This window comes from Bacillus sp. 16GRE42, from assembly GCF_019837435.1.
GTDB classification, from domain to species: Bacteria; Bacillota; Bacilli; order Bacillales; family Bacillaceae_G; genus Bacillus_A; species Bacillus_A wiedmannii.
Window position 1 is genome coordinate 1,103,723 of record NZ_JADAXF010000001.1, and the last position, 22,651, is coordinate 1,126,373.

General features: G+C 35.7%; 21 protein-coding genes and 1 pseudogene. 5 read left to right on the forward strand and 17 right to left on the reverse strand.

The genetic code is table 11. The annotated features are described in order from the left end of the window. The first annotated feature begins 157 nt into the window (after nucleotides 1-157). On the forward strand, nucleotides 158-1,690 hold the full coding sequence (locus ILS93_RS05645) for a BA3702 family sensor histidine kinase (protein WP_064477001.1): 1,533 nt from the start codon (nucleotides 158-160) through the stop codon (nucleotides 1,688-1,690). A 44-nt stretch (nucleotides 1,691-1,734) separates the two neighbouring features. Here the strand turns inward: ILS93_RS05645 and ILS93_RS05650 are convergent, their stop codons facing one another. From ILS93_RS05650 to hutP, 12 genes are all read right to left on the reverse strand, one after another. Then, complete coding sequence (locus ILS93_RS05650; RefSeq protein ID WP_064477002.1) at nucleotides 1,735-2,343, reverse strand: alpha/beta hydrolase; 609 nt, start codon at nucleotides 2,341-2,343, stop codon at nucleotides 1,735-1,737. 19 nt (nucleotides 2,344-2,362) lie between these two features. After that, nucleotides 2,363-3,307, reverse strand: coding sequence for a ring-cleaving dioxygenase (locus tag ILS93_RS05655; protein WP_064477003.1), 945 nt, complete (start codon nucleotides 3,305-3,307; stop codon nucleotides 2,363-2,365). A 350-nt stretch (nucleotides 3,308-3,657) separates the two neighbouring features. Further along, nucleotides 3,658-5,136, reverse strand: a complete 1,479-nt coding sequence (gene putP / locus ILS93_RS05660; RefSeq protein ID WP_222660146.1) for a sodium/proline symporter PutP — start codon at nucleotides 5,134-5,136, stop codon at nucleotides 3,658-3,660. A gap of 300 nt (nucleotides 5,137-5,436) precedes the next feature. Further along, nucleotides 5,437-5,925, reverse strand: coding sequence for a cytochrome c biogenesis protein CcdC (locus ILS93_RS05665; RefSeq protein ID WP_222660148.1), 489 nt, complete (start codon nucleotides 5,923-5,925; stop codon nucleotides 5,437-5,439). 112 nt (nucleotides 5,926-6,037) lie between these two features. After that, entirely contained in the window at nucleotides 6,038-7,612 is a 1,575-nt protein-coding gene (locus tag ILS93_RS05670) for an FMN-binding glutamate synthase family protein (RefSeq protein WP_064477006.1), read from the reverse strand. 67 nt (nucleotides 7,613-7,679) lie between these two features. Further along, nucleotides 7,680-8,807, reverse strand: a complete 1,128-nt coding sequence (locus tag ILS93_RS05675) for an alkene reductase (protein ID WP_088047022.1) — start codon at nucleotides 8,805-8,807, stop codon at nucleotides 7,680-7,682. Between the two features lie 918 nt (nucleotides 8,808-9,725). After that, nucleotides 9,726-10,187 carry a CarD family transcriptional regulator gene (locus tag ILS93_RS05680; protein ID WP_170771247.1) on the reverse strand — a complete coding sequence of 154 codons (462 nt, stop codon included), beginning with the start codon at nucleotides 10,185-10,187 and terminating at the stop codon, nucleotides 9,726-9,728. 282 nt (nucleotides 10,188-10,469) lie between these two features. Continuing rightward, the gene (hutG, locus tag ILS93_RS05685) at nucleotides 10,470-11,441 is read right to left on the reverse strand and encodes a formimidoylglutamase (protein ID WP_222660150.1); all 972 of its coding nucleotides are present in this window, start codon (nucleotides 11,439-11,441) and stop codon (nucleotides 10,470-10,472) included. Further along, the gene (gene hutI, locus ILS93_RS05690) at nucleotides 11,420-12,691 is read right to left on the reverse strand and encodes an imidazolonepropionase (protein ID WP_000887534.1); all 1,272 of its coding nucleotides are present in this window, start codon (nucleotides 12,689-12,691) and stop codon (nucleotides 11,420-11,422) included. The genes hutG and hutI overlap by 22 nt, the downstream gene beginning before the upstream one ends. A 12-nt stretch (nucleotides 12,692-12,703) precedes the next feature. After that, nucleotides 12,704-14,362 carry a urocanate hydratase gene (gene hutU, locus ILS93_RS05695; RefSeq protein ID WP_000416701.1) on the reverse strand — a complete coding sequence of 553 codons (1,659 nt, stop codon included), beginning with the start codon at nucleotides 14,360-14,362 and terminating at the stop codon, nucleotides 12,704-12,706. A gap of 23 nt (nucleotides 14,363-14,385) precedes the next feature. Beyond that, a complete protein-coding gene (gene hutH / locus ILS93_RS05700) occupies nucleotides 14,386-15,903 on the reverse strand; it encodes a histidine ammonia-lyase (protein ID WP_000631835.1) in 1,518 nt (505 codons plus the stop codon). A gap of 103 nt (nucleotides 15,904-16,006) precedes the next feature. Beyond that, the gene (gene hutP / locus ILS93_RS05705; RefSeq protein ID WP_000926520.1) at nucleotides 16,007-16,447 is read right to left on the reverse strand and encodes a histidine utilization transcription antiterminator HutP; all 441 of its coding nucleotides are present in this window, start codon (nucleotides 16,445-16,447) and stop codon (nucleotides 16,007-16,009) included. A gap of 194 nt (nucleotides 16,448-16,641) precedes the next feature. On the opposite strand from hutP, the gene ILS93_RS05710 reads away from it, so the two are divergent. Further along, nucleotides 16,642-17,589 carry a class I SAM-dependent methyltransferase gene (locus tag ILS93_RS05710; RefSeq protein ID WP_222660152.1) on the forward strand — a complete coding sequence of 316 codons (948 nt, stop codon included), beginning with the start codon at nucleotides 16,642-16,644 and terminating at the stop codon, nucleotides 17,587-17,589. Between the two features lie 13 nt (nucleotides 17,590-17,602). Here the strand turns inward: ILS93_RS05710 and ILS93_RS05715 are convergent, their stop codons facing one another. Beyond that, the gene (locus ILS93_RS05715) at nucleotides 17,603-18,175 is read right to left on the reverse strand and encodes a DJ-1/PfpI family protein (protein WP_222660155.1); all 573 of its coding nucleotides are present in this window, start codon (nucleotides 18,173-18,175) and stop codon (nucleotides 17,603-17,605) included. Then, nucleotides 18,172-18,750: pseudogene (locus tag ILS93_RS05720) on the reverse strand (AAA family ATPase). Before ILS93_RS05720 ends, ILS93_RS05715 begins: the two are co-directional and overlap by 4 nt. Before the next feature lie 253 nt (nucleotides 18,751-19,003). On the opposite strand from ILS93_RS05720, the gene ILS93_RS05725 reads away from it, so the two are divergent. Further along, nucleotides 19,004-19,300 (forward strand): hypothetical protein, encoded by a 297-nt coding sequence (locus tag ILS93_RS05725; RefSeq protein ID WP_000262403.1) that lies wholly within the window; start codon nucleotides 19,004-19,006, stop codon nucleotides 19,298-19,300. 103 nt (nucleotides 19,301-19,403) lie between these two features. Beyond that, a complete protein-coding gene (locus ILS93_RS05730) occupies nucleotides 19,404-19,835 on the forward strand; it encodes a DUF2621 domain-containing protein (protein WP_000889390.1) in 432 nt (143 codons plus the stop codon). Nucleotides 19,836-19,906: 71 nt separating this feature from the next. Here ILS93_RS05730 and ILS93_RS05735 read toward each other — a convergent pair whose 3' ends face one another. The 3 genes from ILS93_RS05735 to ILS93_RS28930 all read right to left on the reverse strand — a co-directional run bounded on the left by ILS93_RS05735 (nucleotide 19,907) and on the right by ILS93_RS28930 (nucleotide 21,371). Beyond that, entirely contained in the window at nucleotides 19,907-20,413 is a 507-nt protein-coding gene (locus ILS93_RS05735) for a CcdC family protein (protein WP_001028637.1), read from the reverse strand. 90 nt (nucleotides 20,414-20,503) lie between these two features. After that, nucleotides 20,504-21,211, reverse strand: a complete 708-nt coding sequence (gene ccdA, locus ILS93_RS05740; protein WP_001152684.1) for a cytochrome c-type biogenesis protein CcdA — start codon at nucleotides 21,209-21,211, stop codon at nucleotides 20,504-20,506. A 16-nt stretch (nucleotides 21,212-21,227) separates the two neighbouring features. Further along, nucleotides 21,228-21,371, reverse strand: a complete 144-nt coding sequence (locus ILS93_RS28930; protein ID WP_087944407.1) for a peptidase T — start codon at nucleotides 21,369-21,371, stop codon at nucleotides 21,228-21,230. 325 nt (nucleotides 21,372-21,696) lie between these two features. Here ILS93_RS28930 and ILS93_RS05745 point away from each other — a divergent pair, with 325 nt between their 5' ends. Further along, nucleotides 21,697-22,605, forward strand: a complete 909-nt coding sequence (locus ILS93_RS05745) for an EamA family transporter (protein ID WP_000947017.1) — start codon at nucleotides 21,697-21,699, stop codon at nucleotides 22,603-22,605. Nucleotides 22,606-22,651 lie beyond the last annotated feature (46 nt).

Genomic DNA, 22,651 nt, shown 5'->3' on the forward strand with positions numbered 1-22,651 from the left:
AAGCTCCCCTTATTACGACCTTACACTCACTTTTCCAAAATAAAGAAAACAAAATTTATTATATAACTTCCATTTTTTATAGAAATACACATTACATCTATATTATAGTTATGGATAGACAAATCTTTTTAGATGCTATTTGTACGGAGGAACTATTATGAGTCGTAAAAAATATTCATCAACTCAAAGAAAACGTCATCCGAACATTTCTAGACGTTTGCGAAACCATATACAAGATCGTTCATTAACAGAAATGTACGCATCTCTGTTCAAACACAATCCTGATAGTATTATTTCATTAAATTTAGAGGGAGTTATTCTACATATAAATCCTTCTGCCGAAAAAATATTAGGTTACAATTCTTTAGAATTAGAACAGAAAAATATTACCTCTATTTTAGAAGCTCATATTTCTGAGCAAGTATTACAAAATATAAAGAATACTGGAGCAGATAATCAACAAGAGTATATTTTATCTATTTATCATAAAAATGGATTCTTATTAGACGTCGTGACAAAACTAGTTCCTATTTTTGTCCAAAATCGTCTAACTGGCGTATATGCCATTATGAAACCTCTTGAGAAATCAGAAAGAATTGAGAATATGCTAAAAGAAAGTGAGAAGAGGTTACGTACATTAGTGAACTCCATGCCTGCGTTTGTTATATTTAAGGATCATGAGGGGCGCTGGCTTGAGGCAAATGACTACGCACTTTCTTGCTTTAATTTCCATCATGTACCTTACCACGGAAAAAAAGATAGTGAACTCATTCAATATAATGAAGCGTACCGAGAAGCTTTTTTACATTGTGAAGAAGTCGACGAACTAGCATGGCAACAAAGACAAATTCTTCATGGTGAGGAATTTATTATACATAGAGATGATTTCGACCTAATCTTAAGTATATCGAAAGTTCCACTTTATCATCCTGACGGCTCGCGAAAAGGTCTTATCGTCATGGGAAGAGACGTTACCGAGCTAAAAGAAACGGAAAAGTTATTACGAAAATCAGAAAAGCTCGCAGTAGTCGGACAACTGACAGCTGGAATCGCCCATGAAATTCGAAATCCACTCACTTCTCTAAAAGGTTTTCTAACATTGCTACTCCCTGAAATAAATGAAGAGCAGAAATGGTATATCGATGTTATGTTAAGTGAAATTTCACAAATGGAATCTATCACAAGTCAATTTATGGCGATGTCTAAACCACAAGTATTATCTATCCAAACTTGTAACATACAAACTTTAATTGAAGAGGTAGTTACATTTATTTTACCAACTGCTATTATGCATAGTGTTCACATCATTATGGATCATTTTGATTACAAACATGATATTCAATGTGATGGTAACCAGTTAAAACAAGTTTTTATAAATATATTAAAAAATGCGATAGAAGCAATGCCAAATGGCGGAAATATTTACATCCAAACAAAGCCATTTGAGGATACCTTCATCTTAATACGTATTATCGATGAAGGTTGTGGTATCCCAGAAGATCGTATCTCTCGTTTAGGCGAACCATTTTATAGTTTAAAAGAAAAGGGAACTGGACTAGGATTAATGATGTGTTACAAAATAATTGAAGAACATCATGGTAAATTACACATTTCAAGCGAATTAAATAAAGGTACAATTGTTGATATTCAACTACCGCTTTCTTCATCTCACCTTGCAATCCAGTCGTAAATAATAAAAGAAGCATCTGCTAGTTGTTAGCAGATACTTCTTTTTTAAAATGCTTTGTCATACCATTCTTTTGCTTTTTCTACTTCGCCCATTGTTAATTGATGTCCTCTATTTTCCCAATGCATTGTTACAGTAGCGTTTGCATTTTCTAATATTACCTTCAATTCCTCAGACTCTGCTGATGAACAAATTGGGTCATTTGTCCCAGCAGCAATAAATACGGATTTCCCTGCTAAATTAGGCAATTGTGTTCCTCTTCTAGGCACCATTGGGTGATGGAGCACAGCGCCTTTTAATGCATTAACGTAATGGAATAATAAGCTTGCAGCAATGTTTGCTCCATTTGAATAACCGATAGCTACAATGTTATTTCTATCAAATTCATATGTTTTTGCAGCTTCATCTAAAAACTCGTTTAATTCCTTCGTACGGAAAATCAAGTCCTCTTCATCAAAAATACCTTCTGCCAATCTACGGAAGAAACGTGGCATGCCATTTTCTAATACATTTCCTCTAACACTTAATACAGATGCTTCCGGATCAATTATTTCTGCAAGTGGTAATAAATCTAATTCATTACCACCTGTACCATGAAGTAATAACAACACTGGTTTTGACGTATCTTTTCCTTTTTGAAACACATGTTTCATCATAATCCTCTTCCCCTTTCAATCACTTTTCGTCTAAATTTCTCACTTCAAATGGTAAAAGTGTTTGTTCAATTTGTTTTCTATGTGGTTCATATTGCTCCGGTAACTTTAATTCCTCACCCATCGTCTCTAACGATTCGTCATGAGCGAAACCAGGAGGGTCTGTTGCAATTTCAAATAAAATTTCGCCGTGTTCTCTAAAATAAATTGCGTTAAAATAATTTCGATCTTGTACAGGAGTTACGTGATATCCAAAACGAGACGCATGCTCTTTCCAGTCTAGTTGATCATCATCATCACTCGCTCTCCAAGCAATATGATGGACTGTACCAATACCCATTTGGCCACGCCCGATTGTCGATAGCCTCAAGTCGATAATATTCCCAATATCAGCAGAAGAACGGAATCGAACGAATTCACCTTCTTCTCCCATTTTCTCAAGACCCATAACATGCTCTAACAATTCAGCTGTGTTTTGAGGTTGTGCAGATAAAAGAACAGCACCGCCAAATCCTTTAATTGCTACTTCTGGCGTAACTTCTCCAAAAGTCCAATTATTTAATACGCCTTCTTCTCTTTCTACTAATTCTATATGCAAACCATGTGGATCATCAAATTCTAAATACTGCTCTCCAAATCGAGTCATTTTTGTATACGAAATATCGAATTTTTCTAATCTATTTTCCCAAAACTCCATTGCACCTTTTGGTACGACATAAGACGTAATGCCAACTTGACCGTCCCCAATAATACCTTGACGAGCACCTGCCCATGGGAAAAACGTAATGATTGTTCCAGGCTTTCCTCCTTCATTACCAAAATAAAGATGGTACGTGCCTGGATCATCAAAATTCACTGTTTGTTTCACTAAACGTAACCCTAATATACCAGCATAAAAGTCTACATTTTCTTGTGGGTGTCCTACGATTGCTGTAATGTGATGAATTCCCATTGTTTTCTTTTCCATTTTCTCCGCCCCTTTTTATTTCATTTTAAAAACTTTTATACATTAAAATTCATTATTCATTTTGTCCATACTGCAAAGTAAAATCCATCGTTATGATTTTATCTTGAATTCGAGATAAAATACACGAAATTACATATCATTCTCTATCTTTTTAAAATTATCTCGAATTCGAGATAATTACCCAAAAAATTTTTCCATCTAACATCATTAAGAAATCATTACTTAAAATGTAAATTATCTTGAATTCGAGATTTATTATAAGTTACTTATTTTTTATTGTCAATAATTCCTTATTTTCATTTGAAATGAAAATAGAGTAAACGTCAGTTATCGTTTACTCTATTCGCTAATTATTTCGTTTCTTCTTCCAGCACTGCTTCCATCTCATTAAATTCACGATGAATTGCTTTCACTGGTTCTTTCGTTAATAAACTTACAACAATTACAGCTAATAAACTACAGAAGAATCCAGGTACCATTTCATACATAGTCGCTTTTAAACTTGGAATTTGCACCCAAGTAATAACAACTGCTGCACCTACAATCATACCGGCAAGAACGCCCCATTTGTTCGTTCTCTTCCAATATAAACTTAATAAAATAGCGGGTCCGAATGCTGAACCAAAGCCTGCCCAAGCATAACCGACAAGTGTTAAAATTGTATCACTTGGATGATACGCTAAAACAACTGCAATCATAGCTACTACTAACACTGACAGTCTACCGATAAATACAAGTTCTTTGTCACTTGCGTTACGACGGAAGAATGTTTTATAGAAATCTTCCGTTACAGCACTTGAAATAACGAGTAATTGCGAGGAAATACTACTCATAATCGAAGCCAAAATAGCTGATAATAAAAACCCAGTAATGTACGGATGGAATAAAATGTTTGAGAATGTTACAAAGACCATTTCTGGGTCTTGTAACGTCGCATTATTTTTAGCATAATAAGCAATACCAATTAGACCAGTAAGCATTGCACCTATAATTGAAATCGTCATCCAACCGATACCGATTCTACGAGAAGTTTTTAAATCTTTAACAGAGGTAATTGCCATAAAGCGAACAATAATATGCGGTTGACCAAAATACCCAAGACCCCATGCTAAAAATGAAATAATACCAAGAATTGTAGTACCTTTAAACATATCTAAATGCGATGCATCAACTTGGTTAATCGTATTGAATGTTTCTGTTACACCACCGACATCTGTAAAAGCTACAATTGGCACTAATACAAGAGCAATAAACATAATACAACCTTGCACAAAGTCGGTCCAACTTACTGCTAAAAAGCCACCGAATAGTGTATAAGCAACAACGACACCGACAGTTACAAATAAACCAATTTTATAATCAAGGTTGAAAGAATTTTCAAACAAACGTCCACCTGAAACTAAACCAGCCGACGCATAAAATGTGAAAAATATTAAAATGACGATAGCGGAGACAAAACGAAGTATTTTCGTACGATCTTTAAACCGATTTTCTAAAAAATCCGGAATCGTAATTGAATCATTTGCCACTTCTGTATACGTTCGCAAACGCGGGGCAAGAATTAAATAGTTTGCATAAGCACCTATTAATAAACCTATCGCAATCCATACACTTGATAATCCTGTTGCATACATCGCACCAGGTAATCCCATTAGCATCCAGCCACTCATGTCAGAAGCACCAGCTGATAAAGCTGTAACTGCTGGACCGAGTCCCCTTCCGCCTAACATATAATCTGATAAATCGGACGTCTTCTTATAAGACCAATAACCGATATACAACATACCTGCCATATAAATAGCAAGCGAAACCATAATCTCAATCTTCACCAAATCTCTCCCTTAGTTACATAAGCCATTCAAAATTTCGAAAAATGACTTTTTCTATTTTCTTGTTTTCGCTTATGGTTCCCTACCTTAACAAACATTTTTTGTTCTTTCAAGTGAACAAGCCCTTTTCACTACATGTGAAAACCTTTATAAACGCCTTTATCCCAGTGGATTACCCGGCTTTCAAAATAAATTAAAGTAAAAATATTCAAAAAATAAAATACCGTTTTTTTCACACCTTATTCTCATTCACTTATCAGACAAATTTTAAAAGAAAAAAGCCATACGAATGTATGACTTTTAACTTATTGGCATTGCAATTTTCTCTTTCTCTACATATACTTTACGAAATTTCATATAGCAACCAATGCGCCAAGGTACTATATAACAAACTGCAAGAGTGTAAAAAAGAATGCCGATTGACTTTGGATCTAAACCTTGCAAATGTCTTCTAAAATAAGCACGTAAAAGAACGATAACTAAAAATGTAGCAATAAAAGCGATACTTTTTTTTGCATAAATATGACCATCTTCTCTGATTTCATATTCACTTAAAATAATAAGTGGAATTGATAATAACAGTCCAATTCCAGCAGCTATACCAATTTGCCAAACAGCAAGTTGTATCGGTGTAGCATATAAAGAAAAACCTGGTAATAAAAAGAATAATGGCAATAGTAGTCGTCTTCCTTTATTTTTAATTGGGCGATTCATAGAACGCATGCGCCTAAATATAACGAGCCCTATGACGAGTAAAAAAATTGTAATACTGTATGAACCTTGCTGCAAGTGAATCTCTCCCTAAAAATAGTCATTTTTAAAAATACTCCCCTATTATACTCCTAATTTTTCCAAACGATATGATTATTCCTCTGAAAAATCTTACATATTAAATATACTTTTAGGTTTGATTTACTATAGGAAACAATTCCGAAAGAGGAACTACTCTTCCCATCTCATCTTTAAACACAATATGCTCTCTCGTTAAATGACGCGGACTCTTTACTCCCGCTGCTGCCGCAAGTGAAAACAAACTATATCTCATACTTATTATATAGTTCATGACCCGCCACTTCTTCTCATACGGATCTAACGCTTTTTGATAATGAGGATTCGTCGTCGCCACACCAGACGGACATTGCCCAGAATTACATTGAAGCGCCATTATGCAGCCACTTGCCATCATAAAACCGCGGGCTGAATTTACAGCATCTGCGCCAATAGCTAAAGCAATTGCCACTTTATCTGGTGTAATTAATTTCCCCGAGGCAAAAACTTTGAATTTGTCCCGAACATCATAATGATTCGCTGTATCAATACATGTCAGTAACGCTGGAATAAGCGGCATCCCCATACTATCTGCCATCGATTTATACGTTGCACCTGATCCACCTTCTGAACCATCAACTGTAATGAAATCTGGATAGATGTTTAACTCTTTCATCGATTTGAATAAATCTTCCAACGGCTCTTGCTGTCCAATTACAATCTTCATCCCAACTGGTTTACCGCCGTTTTCTTGCAAACGTTGAATAAAATAAAGTGTATCTACTGCATTCTTTAAAAATGGAAATCGATTCGGTGAATTAATCGTTTCTCCTTCTCGCACATTCCGAACAGAAGCAATTTTCTCATTTACTTTTTGTCCCTCTAGATGACCACCACGTATTTTCGCACCTTGCCCAAATTTCAATTCGAATGCTTTAATATTGCTTTCTTTTGCTTTCTCCATAAATTTCTCCATTGAAAAATTACCATCCTCGTCACGATATCCAAATAATCCTGGACCAATTTGCGCAACGATATTTGCACCTGTATGTAAATGTTCTGGAATAACGCCACCTTCGCCAGTATTAATCCACGATCCGCCAGCCATCTTCGCACCAAACCCGCTCGCTAAAATATAATTTTCGCCAATCGCACCGTAAGAAGTTGCTGATGCGCCAAACATGCCATACAGTTTCCACGGATATTTGCGGTTGTCACCGACGATAATTGCATCGTCTTCTTCGTATAACCAAAGATTCGTTGTATCCGCTGTCAATTTTTCTCTTCGTGAAAATAACCCTTCTTTATGAATCACATACTTTTTCCCTTCACGTTCTTTCGTTACATTCATACTTAATTCATCTGTTAATTTCGGAAATAATGTATTAGCGATATAATATCCAGATGCATCAAAATCTCGTTTTGATCCAAAACCGAGTATTTCTGAACGGTATTTTGCTAGAAACATTACACTTTGAAAATCATAACGTGAAAAGGGCTTTCCATCCGTATCATGATCAAACCAATATTGCCTAAATTCCGGCCCTATCTTTTCAAGTAAATAACGCATCCTTCCTAAGTATGGATGTAACTTTAATATAGAATGATGCGTCCGTTTTTTAATAAAAAATGTAATAATAAAAAAAATGATTAATAGTAACATCAATAAGAGCAATACACTAATAATAACGAGTAGCGTTTCACTCATCCCGCTTCCTCCTATGAAAATCCATAATAAAAGGAGAACACCTGATGTGTTCTCCTTTTATCTTTATTCAAATTAAAGTAGCAAGATGCTCTTTCGCATCATATTCAACTAAACTTTCAGCATTTTTAATTCGATGAACAAAATCTGGATTAGCTATTAAAGGTCTTCCGAATGCCACTACATCAATTGTTCCTTCTTGCAACGCTTCTTCAGCCTCTTTCGGATTTAAATTCCCTACTCCTACGATCGTACCATCCCAATATTTTCTTACTAATTGATGAAAGTTTTTTCCGTCAGCAATAACTGCCGTATAATTCATCGTTGAAGGGTGAATCATCGTTAATCCAACTTCTTTGAACATAGTTACAAACGTTTCAATTGCAAGCTCAGGGTTTTCCCACATATAAGTAGGATTATCACCTTTGAAAGCAGAGAAGCGAAGAAGTGTTTTATTAGCTCCAACAGCTTCTATTACAGCCTCCGTTACTTCTTTCATAAACGTTAACCTTTCCTTTAAGTCTCCGCCGTATTTATCAGTACGCTTATTCGCAAACTCATAAGTAAATTGATCGATTAAATATCCGTGTGCACCGTGTATTTCTACTCCATCAAATCCAGCTTCGATCGCGTTTTTCGCGGCTTGTGCGTATTGACCGATCACTTCTTGTATTTCTTCTAACGTCATTGCTTCTGGCGTATCAAACGGTTTACGAAAACGTGGAACATTTCCCTCTGCAGCGATAGCAGACGGTGCTTGTGGCATTTGCCCACCAATTATTTCGTGATGACTCATACGTCCAACATGCCATATTTGAGCAATAATCGTTCCGCCTTCTTTATGTACTGCCTCTGTAACAGGCTTCCACGAATCGATTTGTTCTTGCGTATAAATTCCTGGCACTCCCGGATTCCCTTTTGCTCTTGGGCTAATGACGATTCCCTCTGTAATAATTAATCCAACTTCATCAGCTGCACGCTTTCTATAGTACTCGACTACATCAGTACCAACGACTCCCGTTTCATGATTCGCGAAACATCTCGTCATCGGTGCCATTGCTATGCGATTACGAAGAGACCAAGATCCAATTTGAATCGGGTCAAATAACTTCGTTTCTTCAATATTTTCAAAAGATCCCCAAGCGTTTATATTTGTTCCTTCATAAATACTTGCTGCTTTATTATTTGAACTTGTCATTTTTCTTCCCCCTAAAAAATTCTTACTATAATCGCATCATACTTACTTTTAGATAGTAACGTCAATTTATACGCTCTTATGTAGAAATATTCGCATAATAAAACTAACTGTTTTTTAACTTTAAGGGTTCTGGTATTCAAGACTCTTACTGTCTATTTTTATATTCAGTAAGTGGATGAGAAAAATACTTGTTAAGTGGATGTTTTCTTTTCTTCTAGTTTTATTACTATAGAATATATTGGTAATTGTTTTTCAAACTATTTACTAAAAAAAACGATTTCCACTGTACTATATTCAAACTTACAGTTACGAGGTTTCAATCATTCATTTGTTTTTTATTATACAAACAAAAATTTTAGGAACGAATAAAAGACTCCTACATAGTTGAAAATATTTTTTCTATTTATCCGTTCCTAATCCCCATGAAAAAAGGAGCTGTCATATAGTCGATAATTCGACTATATGACACTCCTTTTTAGTTGACCGTATATGGCTAACAATTCATTTATCTCTTTAATATAAAGAATATAAACAATTATTATCTCTTCACATATAAAAAATTCCTTAGCAGTAGAAGTGAGAGTGGTTCAGTATTCTTCTAAAAATAATAACTTATAAACCTAAAACAATGAAAGCCCTACCTCTCTTTCATCCTTACGGCTCCTCGTCCGTGCCAGTGTGAATCAGGATTGCAAAAATCAAGTAACTATTCTATCGAAGTGTTTAATTAAACTTCGAATATTCGTAAAGAATTTAAAAAATAAAAATGGATTTGATTGTAGTAATAACAAAAGAGGTTAATGCTCTAAAAGTGGTTTGAAAGAATTGAATGTCTTTGAAATGATTAATTCTCTATAATTATGTTCCCAAAAAATTCAAAACCTTTTTTGGGATCTAATACATTATTTGTAATGAATCTTAACAAAAGCTTTTTATTTGACTTTCCGTGATACCTTCAATTAATCCCAGTTCACTAATCAAAAATTCGTGTGCGTTATCTAACATTTTCTTTTCGCTTGCATTAAGTGCTTTTTCTTTCTGCATACGTAATAAATCACGTACAACTTCAGCACCTTCTTGTATTTTACCCGTCTTTATTTTATCAGTGTTCAATTTATACCTTTGTTTCCACGTAAGTAATCTATCAGATTCTCCATGTTGAAAAATATCCAATATGTGTGCTATTGCCGTTATATCCGTGACTGGTCGTATATTTGAGCTCAATATTCTCCCTGCCGGAATCATTACTTCCATATTACTACCCGACATTTTTATAACATAATATTGTTGTTTTTCTCCTGTGATTTCCTTCTCTTCTATGGCTTTAATTATACCTGCTCCCTGCATTGGATAAACAATGTTATCGCCAATTTGAAACAAATAATCCACCTCCATATATGGTAACCTTCTCAATCTTAACACACAATCAATTTTTTAGCAAAATTTTTATTTTATCATAAAATTATTTTTAATGTCAATCCTTTCGAACTAAGAAAATAAATTCGTAAAATATCACTAACAACCCACAATCTTATTACCTTTTTCCACACATATATACATTCTAATTTCACCTTCTCTTTTTACATAAAAACACATTACTACATATAAGTAGTAATGTGTTTTTCATACTGAATCGTTAAACATTCCCTATTAATTTCACGCCTATATACTAACCTGCTTACGGACTGTCTCTCTCGCTAAAAGAAAACTCATAATCACTTGCGCAGCTACTCGACTCGTCATATCTCTGAAATCAAGGGTTGGATCAATTTCTACTATATCCATCCCTTGAACAAGCGGTTCTTTACCAAGAAATTCAATCGCATCAAGTAAAGTCGTACTATCCATACCGCCAGGACCAATTGCTGGACAACCTGGTGCAAATGCTTGATCTAGTACATCCATATCAAGAGAAATGTAAATAGAAGTCACGCCTTGCTTTCTTAATACTTCAATACTTTCTGTGATGATATCTTTGATTTGTCGCTCTCGTACATCTTTCATTGTATACACTGTCACGCCATGTTCTTTTGCATATTCATGGTACGCTCGTGCATTTGAAAAATTACGAATTCCGATTTGAACGAGTTGTTTTCCTTTAATGACATCATTTTCTAGCAAACTACGGAACGGTGTACCATTTGATGGGCCACCATCATCTAAATTACGTAAATCATGATGGGCATCAAATTGAATAACACCGACCTTCCCTTTACTATTTGCAAACCCTGTTATACTTGGAAAACTAATCGAATGGTCACCACCAAGAACGATTGGTATCATGTTCGGATTTGCTTTCGTTACATGACCAACTGTTTTCGCAATGCGCTTATGACTTTCTTTTATATCAGTCACATGCATCGTAATATCGCCGCAATCATATAAGACACTTTCTTTCATATCATGTTCTTCTGTAATTGCGTACGTGCTATATGCATCTAACATTGCACGAATTGTTTTTGGCGCAAAACTTGCTCCTGAATGACTAATAGATGGTTTAGAAAGGGGTGCTCCAATTAAGGCAGTACCGAATATTTCCAAGCCTTCCTCCCAATCTTTAATCATCTCACTCCATTTCGTCACTTCACGATCGATAAACTTTGCATTTTTCTTTAAATAGTGGCCGTGCTCCACGATTGTTCACCTCTTGTATATGCGATATTACCATTCTTCCATACTGTATTTACATGACTCACGCCGTAATGATACGGTACGTAAGCATAATTGTAAGCATCCCATAAAACTAAATCTGCCTTACGACCAACTCTAATCTTTCCAGCTACATCACCTCGATTAATTGCGTAAGAAGAATTAACTGTTACGGCATTCCAAACTTCTTCTGGTGTCATTTTCAGCTTGAGCATTGCAATGCTCATAATAAGCTGAATGTTCTCAGTTGGACAACTACCTGGGTTAAAGTCTGTAGCCAAAGCAACTGCAACACCTTCATCGATCATTTTACGTCCACGAGCAAAGCTTTCTTTATTTAAATAGAAAGTTGTTCCTGGTAATAAAGTAGCTACTGTATTAGAGTTTGCAAGCATTTCAATTCCTTTATCAGAAGCGCCCACTAAATGGTCCGCTGATGCTGCACCAATTTCAGCCGCTGCTTCTGCACCACCAAGAGGGTCAATTTCATCTGCATGAATTTTCACATCAAAGCCAAGCTCTTTCGCTTTTAATAAAAACTCTTTTGATTCTTCGACAGAGAACACACCTGTTTCGCAGAAAATATCAACGAATTCAGCTAATTGCTTCTCTTTCATTTCTGGTAGTAGGTCTAACATCCATTGTAAAAATTCTTTCGATCTACCTTTATACTCTTTCGGAACTGCATGAGCACCTAAAAATGTGGAAACTAAATCGATTGGATGCTCTTTTTGTAATTGTGCAGTTGCCTCTAATTGTTTCCATTCCGTCTCATCATCTAATCCATAACCACTCTTCGCTTCTACAGTTGTAACTCCGAAAGATAACATACGGTCTAAATGGAATTTCGCTTTTTGAACAAGTTCTTCTCTCGATGCCTGTTTCGTTGCATTTACAGTTGAAAGAATACCTCCGCCTTGTTCTAAAATTTCTAAGTACGGAACTCCTTGTAATTTTAGTGCGATTTCATTTTCACGAGATCCACCAAATACAAGGTGAGTATGCGGATCAACAAGACCAGGAGAAACCATTTTCCCTCCGCAATCAATAACTTCTTTCGCTTGTAATCCTTTCGCTTCTTCCGCTGTTCCAACGAAAGTAATTACGCCATTTTCAATTCCAACCGCACCGTTTTCGATAACAGGAAGCGTGTTCATCGCTTCCCGTCTTAACAAGCCATCTTCTTGATCCATTGTTAGTAATTGACCGATATTTATTAGTAAAGTGTCCAGCATGTTTTCTCCTCCTTATTTCATCATCGGAATGTTAACGCCTTTTTCTTTCGCAGTTTCCACAGCTAAGTCATATCCTGCATCAACGTGACGAACAACACCCATACCAGGATCAGAAGTTAATACGCGCTCAATACGTTTTGCTGCTGCTTCTGTTCCATCTGCAACGATAACCATTCCAGCATGAAGTGAATAACCCATACCAACGCCACCGCCGTGGTGAACAGACACCCAGCTCGCACCGTTTACACTGTTAATTAATGCATTTAAAATTGGCCAATCGGCTACTGCATCACTACCGTCTTTCATCGCTTCTGTTTCACGGTTTGGAGATGCTACTGATCCGCAATCTAAATGATCACGACCGATAACGATTGGTGCTGATAATTCACCATTTGCCACCATTTCATTAATAATGCGACCAAATTTCGCGCGCTCACCGTAACCTAACCAACAAATACGAGATGGAAGACCTTGGAACTCAACTTGCTGACGAGCCATACGAATCCAGTTACATAAATGCTCATTATCCGCAAACTCACGTAATATTACTTCGTCTGTTTTATAAATATCTTCTGGATCACCAGAAAGTGCTACCCAGCGGAATGGTCCTTTACCTTCGCAGAATAATGGACGGATAAATGCTGGAACGAATCCTGGGAAATCGAATGCATTTTTCAAACCTTCATCGAAAGCAACTTGGCGAATGTTATTTCCGTAATCAAATGTAATTGCGCCTTTTTCTTGCATAGCAAGCATTGCTTCTACATGTTTTGTCATACTTTCTTTTGATAATTGTACGTAACGTTCTGGATCTTCTTCACGAAGTTTCGCTGCTTCTTCTAATGTGTAACCTACTGGAATATAACCGTTTAATGGATCATGAGCAGATGTTTGATCCGTAACTAAATCTGGCGTAATATTGCGCTTCACTAGTTCTGGTAAAATCTCTGCCGCATTTCCTAATAAACCAATTGAAATTGGTTCTTTCTTCTCTTTATACTCGTTCGCAACCGTTAATGCTTCTTCTAATGATTCTGTATACATATCACAATATCTCTTTTCAATACGACGATCGATGCTGCGCTTATCAACATCAATAGCAATGACAACACCGCCGTTCATCGTTACAGCAAGAGGTTGTGCACCACCCATACCACCTAAGCCAGCAGTAAGTGTTAATGTACCTTTTAATGAACCATCGAAATGTTGACGTGCCGCTTCGCCAAACGTTTCATATGTTCCTTGTAAAATACCTTGTGTTCCAATGTAAATCCAGCTACCTGCTGTCATTTGTCCGTACATCATAAGACCTTTTTTCTCTAGTTCACGGAAATGATCCCAGTTCGCCCACTTCGGTACTAAGTTTGAGTTCGCTAAAAGAACGCGAGGTGCATCTTCATGCGATTTAAAAATTGCAACTGGTTTTCCTGATTGAACAAGTAATGTTTCATCGCTTTCTAACGTTTTTAATGAATCTACAATCGCATGGTAGCTTTCCCAGTTACGAGCTGCACGGCCAATTCCGCCATATACAACTAATTCTTCTGGTTTTTCAGCAACTTCAGGATCTAAATTGTTCATTAACATACGAAGTGCAGCTTCTTGAACCCACCCTTTCGTTTGTAGCTCTGTACCTCTTGGCGCGCGAATTGTTTGTTTAACTTTTTCCATTTCAATCTCTCCCTTTTCTCATTTTATAGTGCTGCGTTTACATCTAATCTTTCTTTTATCGAATAATTCGTTTTTAACCAGTGCGTAATATTTTCAATATCCGTTGAGAATATGCGATCATTTGTAATAGAAGGTACTTGTTGACGACCTTGATGGTAGAAGCTCTTCGTCACTGTACTCATGTTTTCAATACCGCGATATTCTGCTGCTTGCATCGCGCAAATCATCTCAATTGAAAGAACACGTCTTACATTTTGAATAATTTGATGTGCATGGCGTGAAGCGATTGTTCCCATACTTACGTGATCCTCTTGGTTAGCTGACGACGGGATTGAATCAACACTCGCTGGATGTGCTAACGTTTTATTTTCAGAAACAAGTGACGCTGCAGCGTATTGCATAATCATTGCACCAGACTGAAGTCCTGGTTCTGGACTTAAAAATGGAGGTAAATCATTTAATTGCGGATTTACTAAACGCTCAATACGACGCTCTGAAATATTTGCAAGTTCCGCCATTCCTACCTTTAAGAAGTCCATCGCAAACGCAATCGGTTGACCATGGAAATTCCCACCCGAAATTACTTTTTCCCCACCATCAAAGATTAGTGGATTGTCCGTTGCTGCATTCATTTCAATTTCTAATTTTTCTTTCACATAATTTAAAACTTGCCAAGAAGCACCGTGTACTTGCGGGATACAACGAAGTGAATATGCATCCTGTACACGTAGTTCTCCTTGTTTTGTTGTTAATTTACTATCATGAAGGATGTCACGAATTCTGCTCGCTACTTCCACTTGCTCTTTATAACCACGTGCTTTATGAACATTTTCATCAAATGCATCAATAATGCCTTGTAATCCTTCAATTGTCATCGAAGCAATGAATTCAGCTTGATACGCCATTGCTTCTGCTTCTATATAAGAAAGAACTCCTTGCGCTGTCATCGCCTGCGTACCATTGATTAATGCCAGCCCTTCTTTCGCTTCAAGTTCAATCGGTTCAAGACCTTCTTCTGTAAGAGCAACCATCGCATGAACTCGTTTCCCCTTATAGAACACTTCACCTTCGCCTAATAATACAAGCGCAAGATGAGATAAAGGTGCTAAATCGCCACTCGCACCAAGTGACCCTTGTTGCGGAACGACTGGATGAATTTTACGATTTACAAACTCAAGAAGCATATTTACAACAAGCGGTCTAACACCAGATACTCCTTTAAGCATCGTGTTCGCTCTTAAAATTAACATACCGCGTGATACTTCTTCAGGGAATGGATCACCTATACCGCATGCATGTGACTGAATTAAATTGTGTTGAAGTGCCTTTACATCATCTTTTTGAATAAGCACATCACTGAACTTTCCAAATCCAGTTGTAATACCGTAAACGACTTTTCCGTCCTCTACAATTTTCTCAACAACTTCGCGGCACTCCGCCACCTTTTGCATACTATTTGGACAAGCTGTTACACCTTCCCCTTCAAGTAACAACCTCTTCATTTCTTCAATTGTCAATGTGTGTCCTGTTAACGTAATCATTCTTTTTCCTCCTTAAAAAGGCAAAAGGGGACCTTATCTTTTTAAGACAGACTTCTGTCCTAAAAAAGTAAGGCCCCCTTCTAACTAATAGACTATGGGCAAATCATATGTGATTAATTCCTAAACCAATCGCCTCATGCTCAGATCCTTTTACAGGTGCACCAATCGTTCCATATAATGCAACAGCAACCCATTCGCCTTCTTTTTTTCCGTCGTATGGTCTACCGCGCACAATCGCAAAGCGAAGTCCTACTGTACGAAGAACGTCTGCTAACTGAATTTGACCTCTCGTCACTCCGTACAAAGCTTCCATAATTGCATGATAAAGTGCATGTGTTTCTCTGTAAACATCTGTTTCAATAACTTGGGTGCTCTTAGCCGCTGTTTCCATTGCTGCTACAACTTTTTGCGAATTCATCGAACCCACTTTCCCCGTACAATACTTCCAACCTTTTGGAATAGATAATACAGGGCTTTCATTCTCATCCGCAAGTGCCAACAACATGGCCATACGACCAATTCGATGTGTTCCTTGAAGAAGCATGTGACTCTCTCATTTCTTTTAATTATTTGAATATTTCTTAATTTAAGAATATATGAAAACGGTTAAATCGTCAATAGTTTAAACTCACATTCGAACAATTTTTTCATCCCCTCCATTTGTGTACACAAATTATTTACACGAATTTTTCAGGCGTGCTATAGTCTCACTAACAGATGCAAAGGGGCGAGATTTCATTGGCAAAACGAAAAGATATTCATTTTCGAATTGAAGAAAAATTACTTGAAAGGTTTGAAGCTGCACTCCATTACGAAGGTTTAAGGAAAACCGACGTATTAACACACGCGATTCAGCAATTTTGCACGAAGGTGGAATGTGAAAAAATGAATGATGTAAAACGCCAATATAACGTAAGCAACCATTTACAGACACGTATCGATACGCATAAACATTACGAAGAAAAACAAGTAAATTTAGATGAACTCGTCATGGAACATTTACAACTTCAAGGAGAAGAAAAAATATTAGAGGTTGGGTGTGCTAATGGAAATTTTCTTTCCCTTTTACAAACTAACGGTCATAAAGGCCAACTAACCGGTTTTGATCAATCGAAAACGATGCTTTCTGAAGCTGCAATAAAGAATAGCATAATTGAATGGAGACTAGGTGATGCTGGTAAACTTCCTTTTGAAGCTAATCGCTATGACTGGGTCATCGCAAGACATATGTTATATCACATGAAAGATGTCGAAAAAACAGTTCAAGGATTCCATAAAGTAATTCGTCCCGGAGGCTCACTTTTAGCTACAACAAATTCTGACGTTACATTACCTCGTATAGTTGAAATGTGTAACCGCATGTTAGACGCATTTGATTTACCGAAAACAACATCTTCAGTCACTCCATTTTGTTTAGAAAATGGTAAAGAAATATTACAATCTGTTTTTCCAACTGTTGAAGAAGCAGTTATTCATAATGCTCTCGTTTTTCATCATGCTACTCCGATTGTAAACTATATTTCTAGCATGTTTCCATCGCTAAATATACCTGATAATACATATCTTCACGCCGAAATGAAGGAATGGCTAAAAAAAGAAGTAGAAAATGAATTGTCACTTCATAACGGTATATGGCGCGACCCGAAAACGTTAGCCATTTATCGATGTCAAAAAGAAAAAAGCTAGCAAATGCTAGCTTTTACACATTCTCATGTAAAAGTTTCTCCATCATCATATTGCCCTTACCACCGTAAAAATTTATATTATGTTCGTTCGCTACTCCAAAATAAGAGGCAACTGCTATTCCGAATGGTACAAATGCATGCCCCTGTGCTGTAATAATATTTGAGTGTCGCACAACTTCTTCATACACAAAATTTTCTACTGGAAAACAATCTAACTTTTGATAATCTATAGTCGCTGTATAAGAAATCCCTTTAAATAAACCTGCTCTTGCTAACGCATACGGTCCAGCACAAATCGCAGCTACTAATTTTTCTTTTTCAGAAAATTGGAAAATGACCGAAAGGAGAATATCTGCGTCTTTCATATGTACTGCGTCTCCCCCTGGAATGATAATCCCCTCATATTCATCTACACGCACTTCACTTAATTCTATATGCGGTTGTACTTGCAAGCCTGTTTCACTTATAATCAACTCTTTTGTTAAGCCCGCAGTAATGATTTCATATTTCTTTTTCAGCAATGCTGTTGCTACTGTTATTTCAAACTCCGCAAATGTTGGGTATACGAATAATAATATTTTTTTCATAGTCCTTTCTCCTTTAACCAGCCCATAAAATATGCTTCTAACTCATCCACTGTTAATGTATTCGTGTCCACATAAGTTACAGGAAATTGTTTATACCATTCTTTTTCAGTTTCTACTAATTTAAATTGTTCTTCGAATGTACCTCGATTTCTTGCCCCGTCATTATTTTTTCTATCATATAAATTTTCTTTCGAAACATCTAAATAAAAAATTGCATCCGAACAGCATTCTCTTAATTTATACAATTCATCTTTTAATTCTGTTTCTATATCCCACTCTTTCCCTATCACTTTCGGATAAAAGAGTGTATAAAATTCAATATCTTCTGGTCCGCGATCAAAAATCACGACTGAATCTTTCACATTTTGAAACTCCTTTATTTTTGCTTCCATAAACATTTTTTAATTTATTATAAATCCTTCTTTTGAATTCATATCCAAATTTAATTGTTTTCGCTTTTCTACAATTGGATATGGATTTTCATATATAACTGAAAGCCCACATCTCTCTAACCTTTTAGCCAATGTTGTTTTTCCGCCTGCCATCGGTCCTTGGAGTGAAATTACATATGCCATTCCTCTCATTCCCTTGCATTTTATTACATCTATAATATACAGAATTTTAAAAACTATCAACGGAATATATATCATCTTGTTTCTTATTCTTATCTAACTTATAATAAAAATAGAGATTATGACGGACGCATCAATAATGTAAGCTTGGAAATCCAAGCTTACATTATTTTTTGCTTTCCCTTTTCTAATAAAAAGAGTATACTAGTTTAGAACGTATGTTCTTAATGGTTACATACAGTAAGGAGATAGAACAATGGTATACGATACAAAAGCAATTTCTTGGAATGAGTCTTTAAAACAACTTCAACGCCGCTATACAAACAAACAAGTTGATCGAAAAGAATTTGAAGATATTGAACTGATGGAATTCTTCCGCGATAACGACTACATTTCTTTACCTACACATATAAGCGGCCTATCAACAGCACGTTTTACTTCTTACTCTATTTTCACAACTGAAGATAAAGATCGTAAAGTTGGCACATTAATCATTGAATATGTAGAAGATGATAATAATAATTTATGTGTTGAACAACTATACTTTGTTTAAATGATAACGCTTGGTCAAAATGACCAAGCGTTCTTGCTTTCTATGAATATCACTGTTTATAATATGAATAAAAGAAAACCGCAATCATTAAGGGGGGATAAGCTTGCTCGAAGGATGGTTCAGTTGGTTCATAGTGCTATGGACTGTTATTTTATTAGGACTTATGTCTATCGGTGGATACTTTATGTTCAGAAAATTCCTAAAACGATTACCTAAAGAAGATGGTATGTCCATTTTAGATTGGGAAGAGCACTATATTAATAAAACTAGACATTTATGGGATGAAGAACAAAAACAATTGTTAGAAGAGCTCGTAAGTCCTGTTCCAGAACTATTTCGCGATGTTGCTAAATCAAAAATTGCTGGCAAAATCGGAGAACTGGCATTACAAGAAAAAGCCTCTCAAATTACACAAGATTTAATTATTAAAGGATATATTATTGCTACACCGAAACGTGATCATAAATTTTTAGTAAAAAAACTACAAGAAAAAGAGATTGATTATTCTAACTATAAATCTTTACTCGCAAAGTAACTTCACATTATTTTCAATAAAAAGGACAGCGCCTTTGACGCTGTCCTTTTTATTTTATACATATAACGTTTTCAAGTTAGCTTCATATCTTTTTCATTATAAAAACCATCTTCTTTTTCCATTTCCTTCTGTAATTTCGTAAAGGAACGGTACATAGCAATTCTCCATGACACAATCATCGCGAACGCCAGTAAGAAGAACATGCCACTAAGTTGTCCTAAATCAAGAGACTGACTTAAGTATGTTTTAAATACAATTCGCACGACAAGTAATCCAATTAATATAAAAACAAATGCTTTTGAACGCTTCAAATAAATCTCTTGTCCTCTAATTTCAAATTTAGATGTTTTAATAAGAAAAATAGAGAAAAACAAACCGACGCCAATTGCTTCTAACATTTCTGCTGGAGTTAATCGAAATTCAGGAAAAACAAACATCAACGCTCCCGTGCTCATAAAAAATGGTGGAAGTATAATTTTTTTCAATGTTGCCGGTTTCTTAGCTGCTTTTAAACGAATAAACATCGCACCAACAGCCATACAAACAGCAACGATACTGGATAAAACAACTATGTTCATATTTTCTCATCCTTTTTTGTGGCTATATGCAAAATATACTTTCATTATATGCTTTTCCGTTAGTATTTCCAACATTTTCACAGAATAATACTAAAAACCGGTAAAACCACCAAATAAACTTGAGAAATATACGATAATTTTCGTCATCCAGTTAAAATATAGGAAGATACCCATGACAATCATAACGTATCCCCCGATTTTCATGAATTTCATACTATTTCTTTTAATCCAAGACATTTTCGTAATAAAGAATGATAGCACGAAAAATGGGATAGCAAACCCAAGTATGTATGCTATCATATAAATCATTGCTGATTCTGGATTTGTTGCTGCTAATCCAATGACAGACACTAAAATAGGTCCAGTACAAGGCGTCCACCCGGCAGCAAAGGCCAATCCAATTAGAACGGATCCAAAATAGCCACTCGGACGATTTTTAAACGTAAATTTACGGTCTTGCATTAAAAACTTCGGCTTAAACACACCGACAATAATAAGACCGAACACGATGATAAATATACCACCTAACTGTCTAATTAAATCTTTATAATTTGTAAAGATGCCTCCAATAAAACTTGTACCAAACCCAATTGCAATAAATATAATTGAAAATCCAAGTAAGAAAAACGCTGTATGTATCATACTTCTTTTACGAAGCATTGCATTTTCTTCTTTCAACTCAGAAACCGACATACCTGTTATGTACGATAAAAATGCCGGATAAAGCGGTAAGCAACATGGGGAAATAAATGATAAAAATCCAGCGCCAAACGCTAAAAAAATACTAATATCTTGCATGATTCCACTCCTCTCCTTACATATTGTAGCAAAAACACATAAAAATACTATGAACAATTCGTGAACTCACTTTAACAACGTGATAATAAGAAAAACTCCCCTTACAAACAGTTTCTAATAAAACGTTTTCATTTCCTTCTATTATATAGAACAATCTCAATTGGACTACGAAACTTCTCTAATTGTTATTAACATAACAAAGGTAACATAGTTTCTCAAATGATTAGCACACTATAATGGACTACCCTTCTATCTCCCTAAAAAATATTTTTTTCAAATGCTGTCTTTATACAATACGAAGCTGATTTTACAATACTTTTATTATTACTAATTTCAAGATTATGCATAAATATCATACTTTTATTATTATTCTATAAAATGTCATACTTTTCTTTTATTTGACCCTTCATTTTTAATTTTGTATACTTCCCTCTAGTTATATATGTCCGTTAGGAACAATTTCATATAGATGGGAGGAATTTTTCATGCTTCGTTATTCTCTTTTAGTTTTATTAGGAGCGTGTAGTTATGGGATTTTAGCTATTTTCGTTAAACTTGCCTATGCAGACGGATTTTCACTTGGAGAGGTAATTGGCAGCCAATATTTGTTCGGTTGGATTATTTTGCTTGCTATTACTCTTCTATTTTCTAGACATCGTGTTCCATTAAAACAAGCGTTAATTTTATTCGTTGCAGGTACATCTGCAAGTTTTACTGGAATTTTTTATTATGCTTCATTAAAAACTGTACCAGCATCTATTGCAATTATACTTTTATTCCAATTCGTTTGGGTCGGAATTATTATTGAAGCAGTCGTAACAAAAACATTACCTTCAAGAGAAAAGGTTATTTCCGTTATTTTCTTACTTGCAGGTACATTTTTATCAAGTGGTTTACTAGAGAAATCAGCAGGTGATTTCGATATGACTGGAATCATACTAGGTTTATTATCTGCTGTTACATTCGCAACATACATTTTCGTGAGCGGAAAAGTTGCTGTTGAAGTACCTTCATTACCGCGCGGTGTTCTCTTAATGACTGGCGCTTTAACTTTAGTAATGATCGTATTCCCGCCAACATTTATTTTTAGCGGTGCAATTTCTGAAGGACTTTGGAAATACGGTTTAGGATTAGGAACATTTAGTATCGTTATTCCTTCTATCGCCTTTACAATCGGTATTCCAAAGATCGGTTCTGGCTTAGCGACTATTCTTGGTGCAGCAGAACTACCAGTTACAACAATTATGTCTGTATTCGTTTTAAAAGAAGCGGTGCTATCTTCACAATGGATCGGTGTATCACTTATTTTAATCGGTATTGCAATCCCGCAAATTGCCTATGCAATGCGTGGACGTTATCGTAAACATCATACACACAAAAAATTGGCAGCATAAAACGAGAGAGGATTTTCATTTGAGAATCCTCTCTTTTCTTATTGTA

Bases quoted from the DNA above. Each gene is read 5' to 3' on its own strand.
- ILS93_RS05675 (WP_088047022.1), bottom strand. From the start codon at position 8,807: ATGACAAGTTCAAATAATAAAGCAGCAAGTATTTATGAAGGAACAAAT.
- hutH (WP_000631835.1), bottom strand. From the start codon at position 15,903: ATGATTACGTTAACAGGACACACATTGACAATTGAAGAAATGAAGAGG.
- hutU (WP_000416701.1), bottom strand. From the start codon at position 14,362: ATGGAAAAAGTTAAACAAACAATTCGCGCGCCAAGAGGTACAGAGCTA.
- ILS93_RS05715 (WP_222660155.1), bottom strand. From the start codon at position 18,175: ATGAAAAAAATATTATTATTCGTATACCCAACATTTGCGGAGTTTGAA.
- ccdA (WP_001152684.1), bottom strand. From the start codon at position 21,211: ATGCAAGATATTAGTATTTTTTTAGCGTTTGGCGCTGGATTTTTATCA.
- hutP (WP_000926520.1), bottom strand. From the start codon at position 16,447: ATGCTTCTTCAAGGAACACATCGAATTGGTCGTATGGCCATGTTGTTG.
- hutI (WP_000887534.1), bottom strand. From the start codon at position 12,691: ATGCTGGACACTTTACTAATAAATATCGGTCAATTACTAACAATGGAT.
- ILS93_RS05650 (WP_064477002.1), bottom strand. From the start codon at position 2,343: ATGATGAAACATGTGTTTCAAAAAGGAAAAGATACGTCAAAACCAGTG.
- ILS93_RS05725 (WP_000262403.1), top strand. From the start codon at position 19,004: ATGGTATACGATACAAAAGCAATTTCTTGGAATGAGTCTTTAAAACAA.
- ILS93_RS05745 (WP_000947017.1), top strand. From the start codon at position 21,697: ATGCTTCGTTATTCTCTTTTAGTTTTATTAGGAGCGTGTAGTTATGGG.
- ILS93_RS05670 (WP_064477006.1), bottom strand. From the start codon at position 7,612: ATGAGTGAAACGCTACTCGTTATTATTAGTGTATTGCTCTTATTGATG.
- ILS93_RS05735 (WP_001028637.1), bottom strand. From the start codon at position 20,413: ATGAACATAGTTGTTTTATCCAGTATCGTTGCTGTTTGTATGGCTGTT.
- ILS93_RS05655 (WP_064477003.1), bottom strand. From the start codon at position 3,307: ATGGAAAAGAAAACAATGGGAATTCATCACATTACAGCAATCGTAGGA.
- ILS93_RS05645 (WP_064477001.1), top strand. From the start codon at position 158: ATGAGTCGTAAAAAATATTCATCAACTCAAAGAAAACGTCATCCGAAC.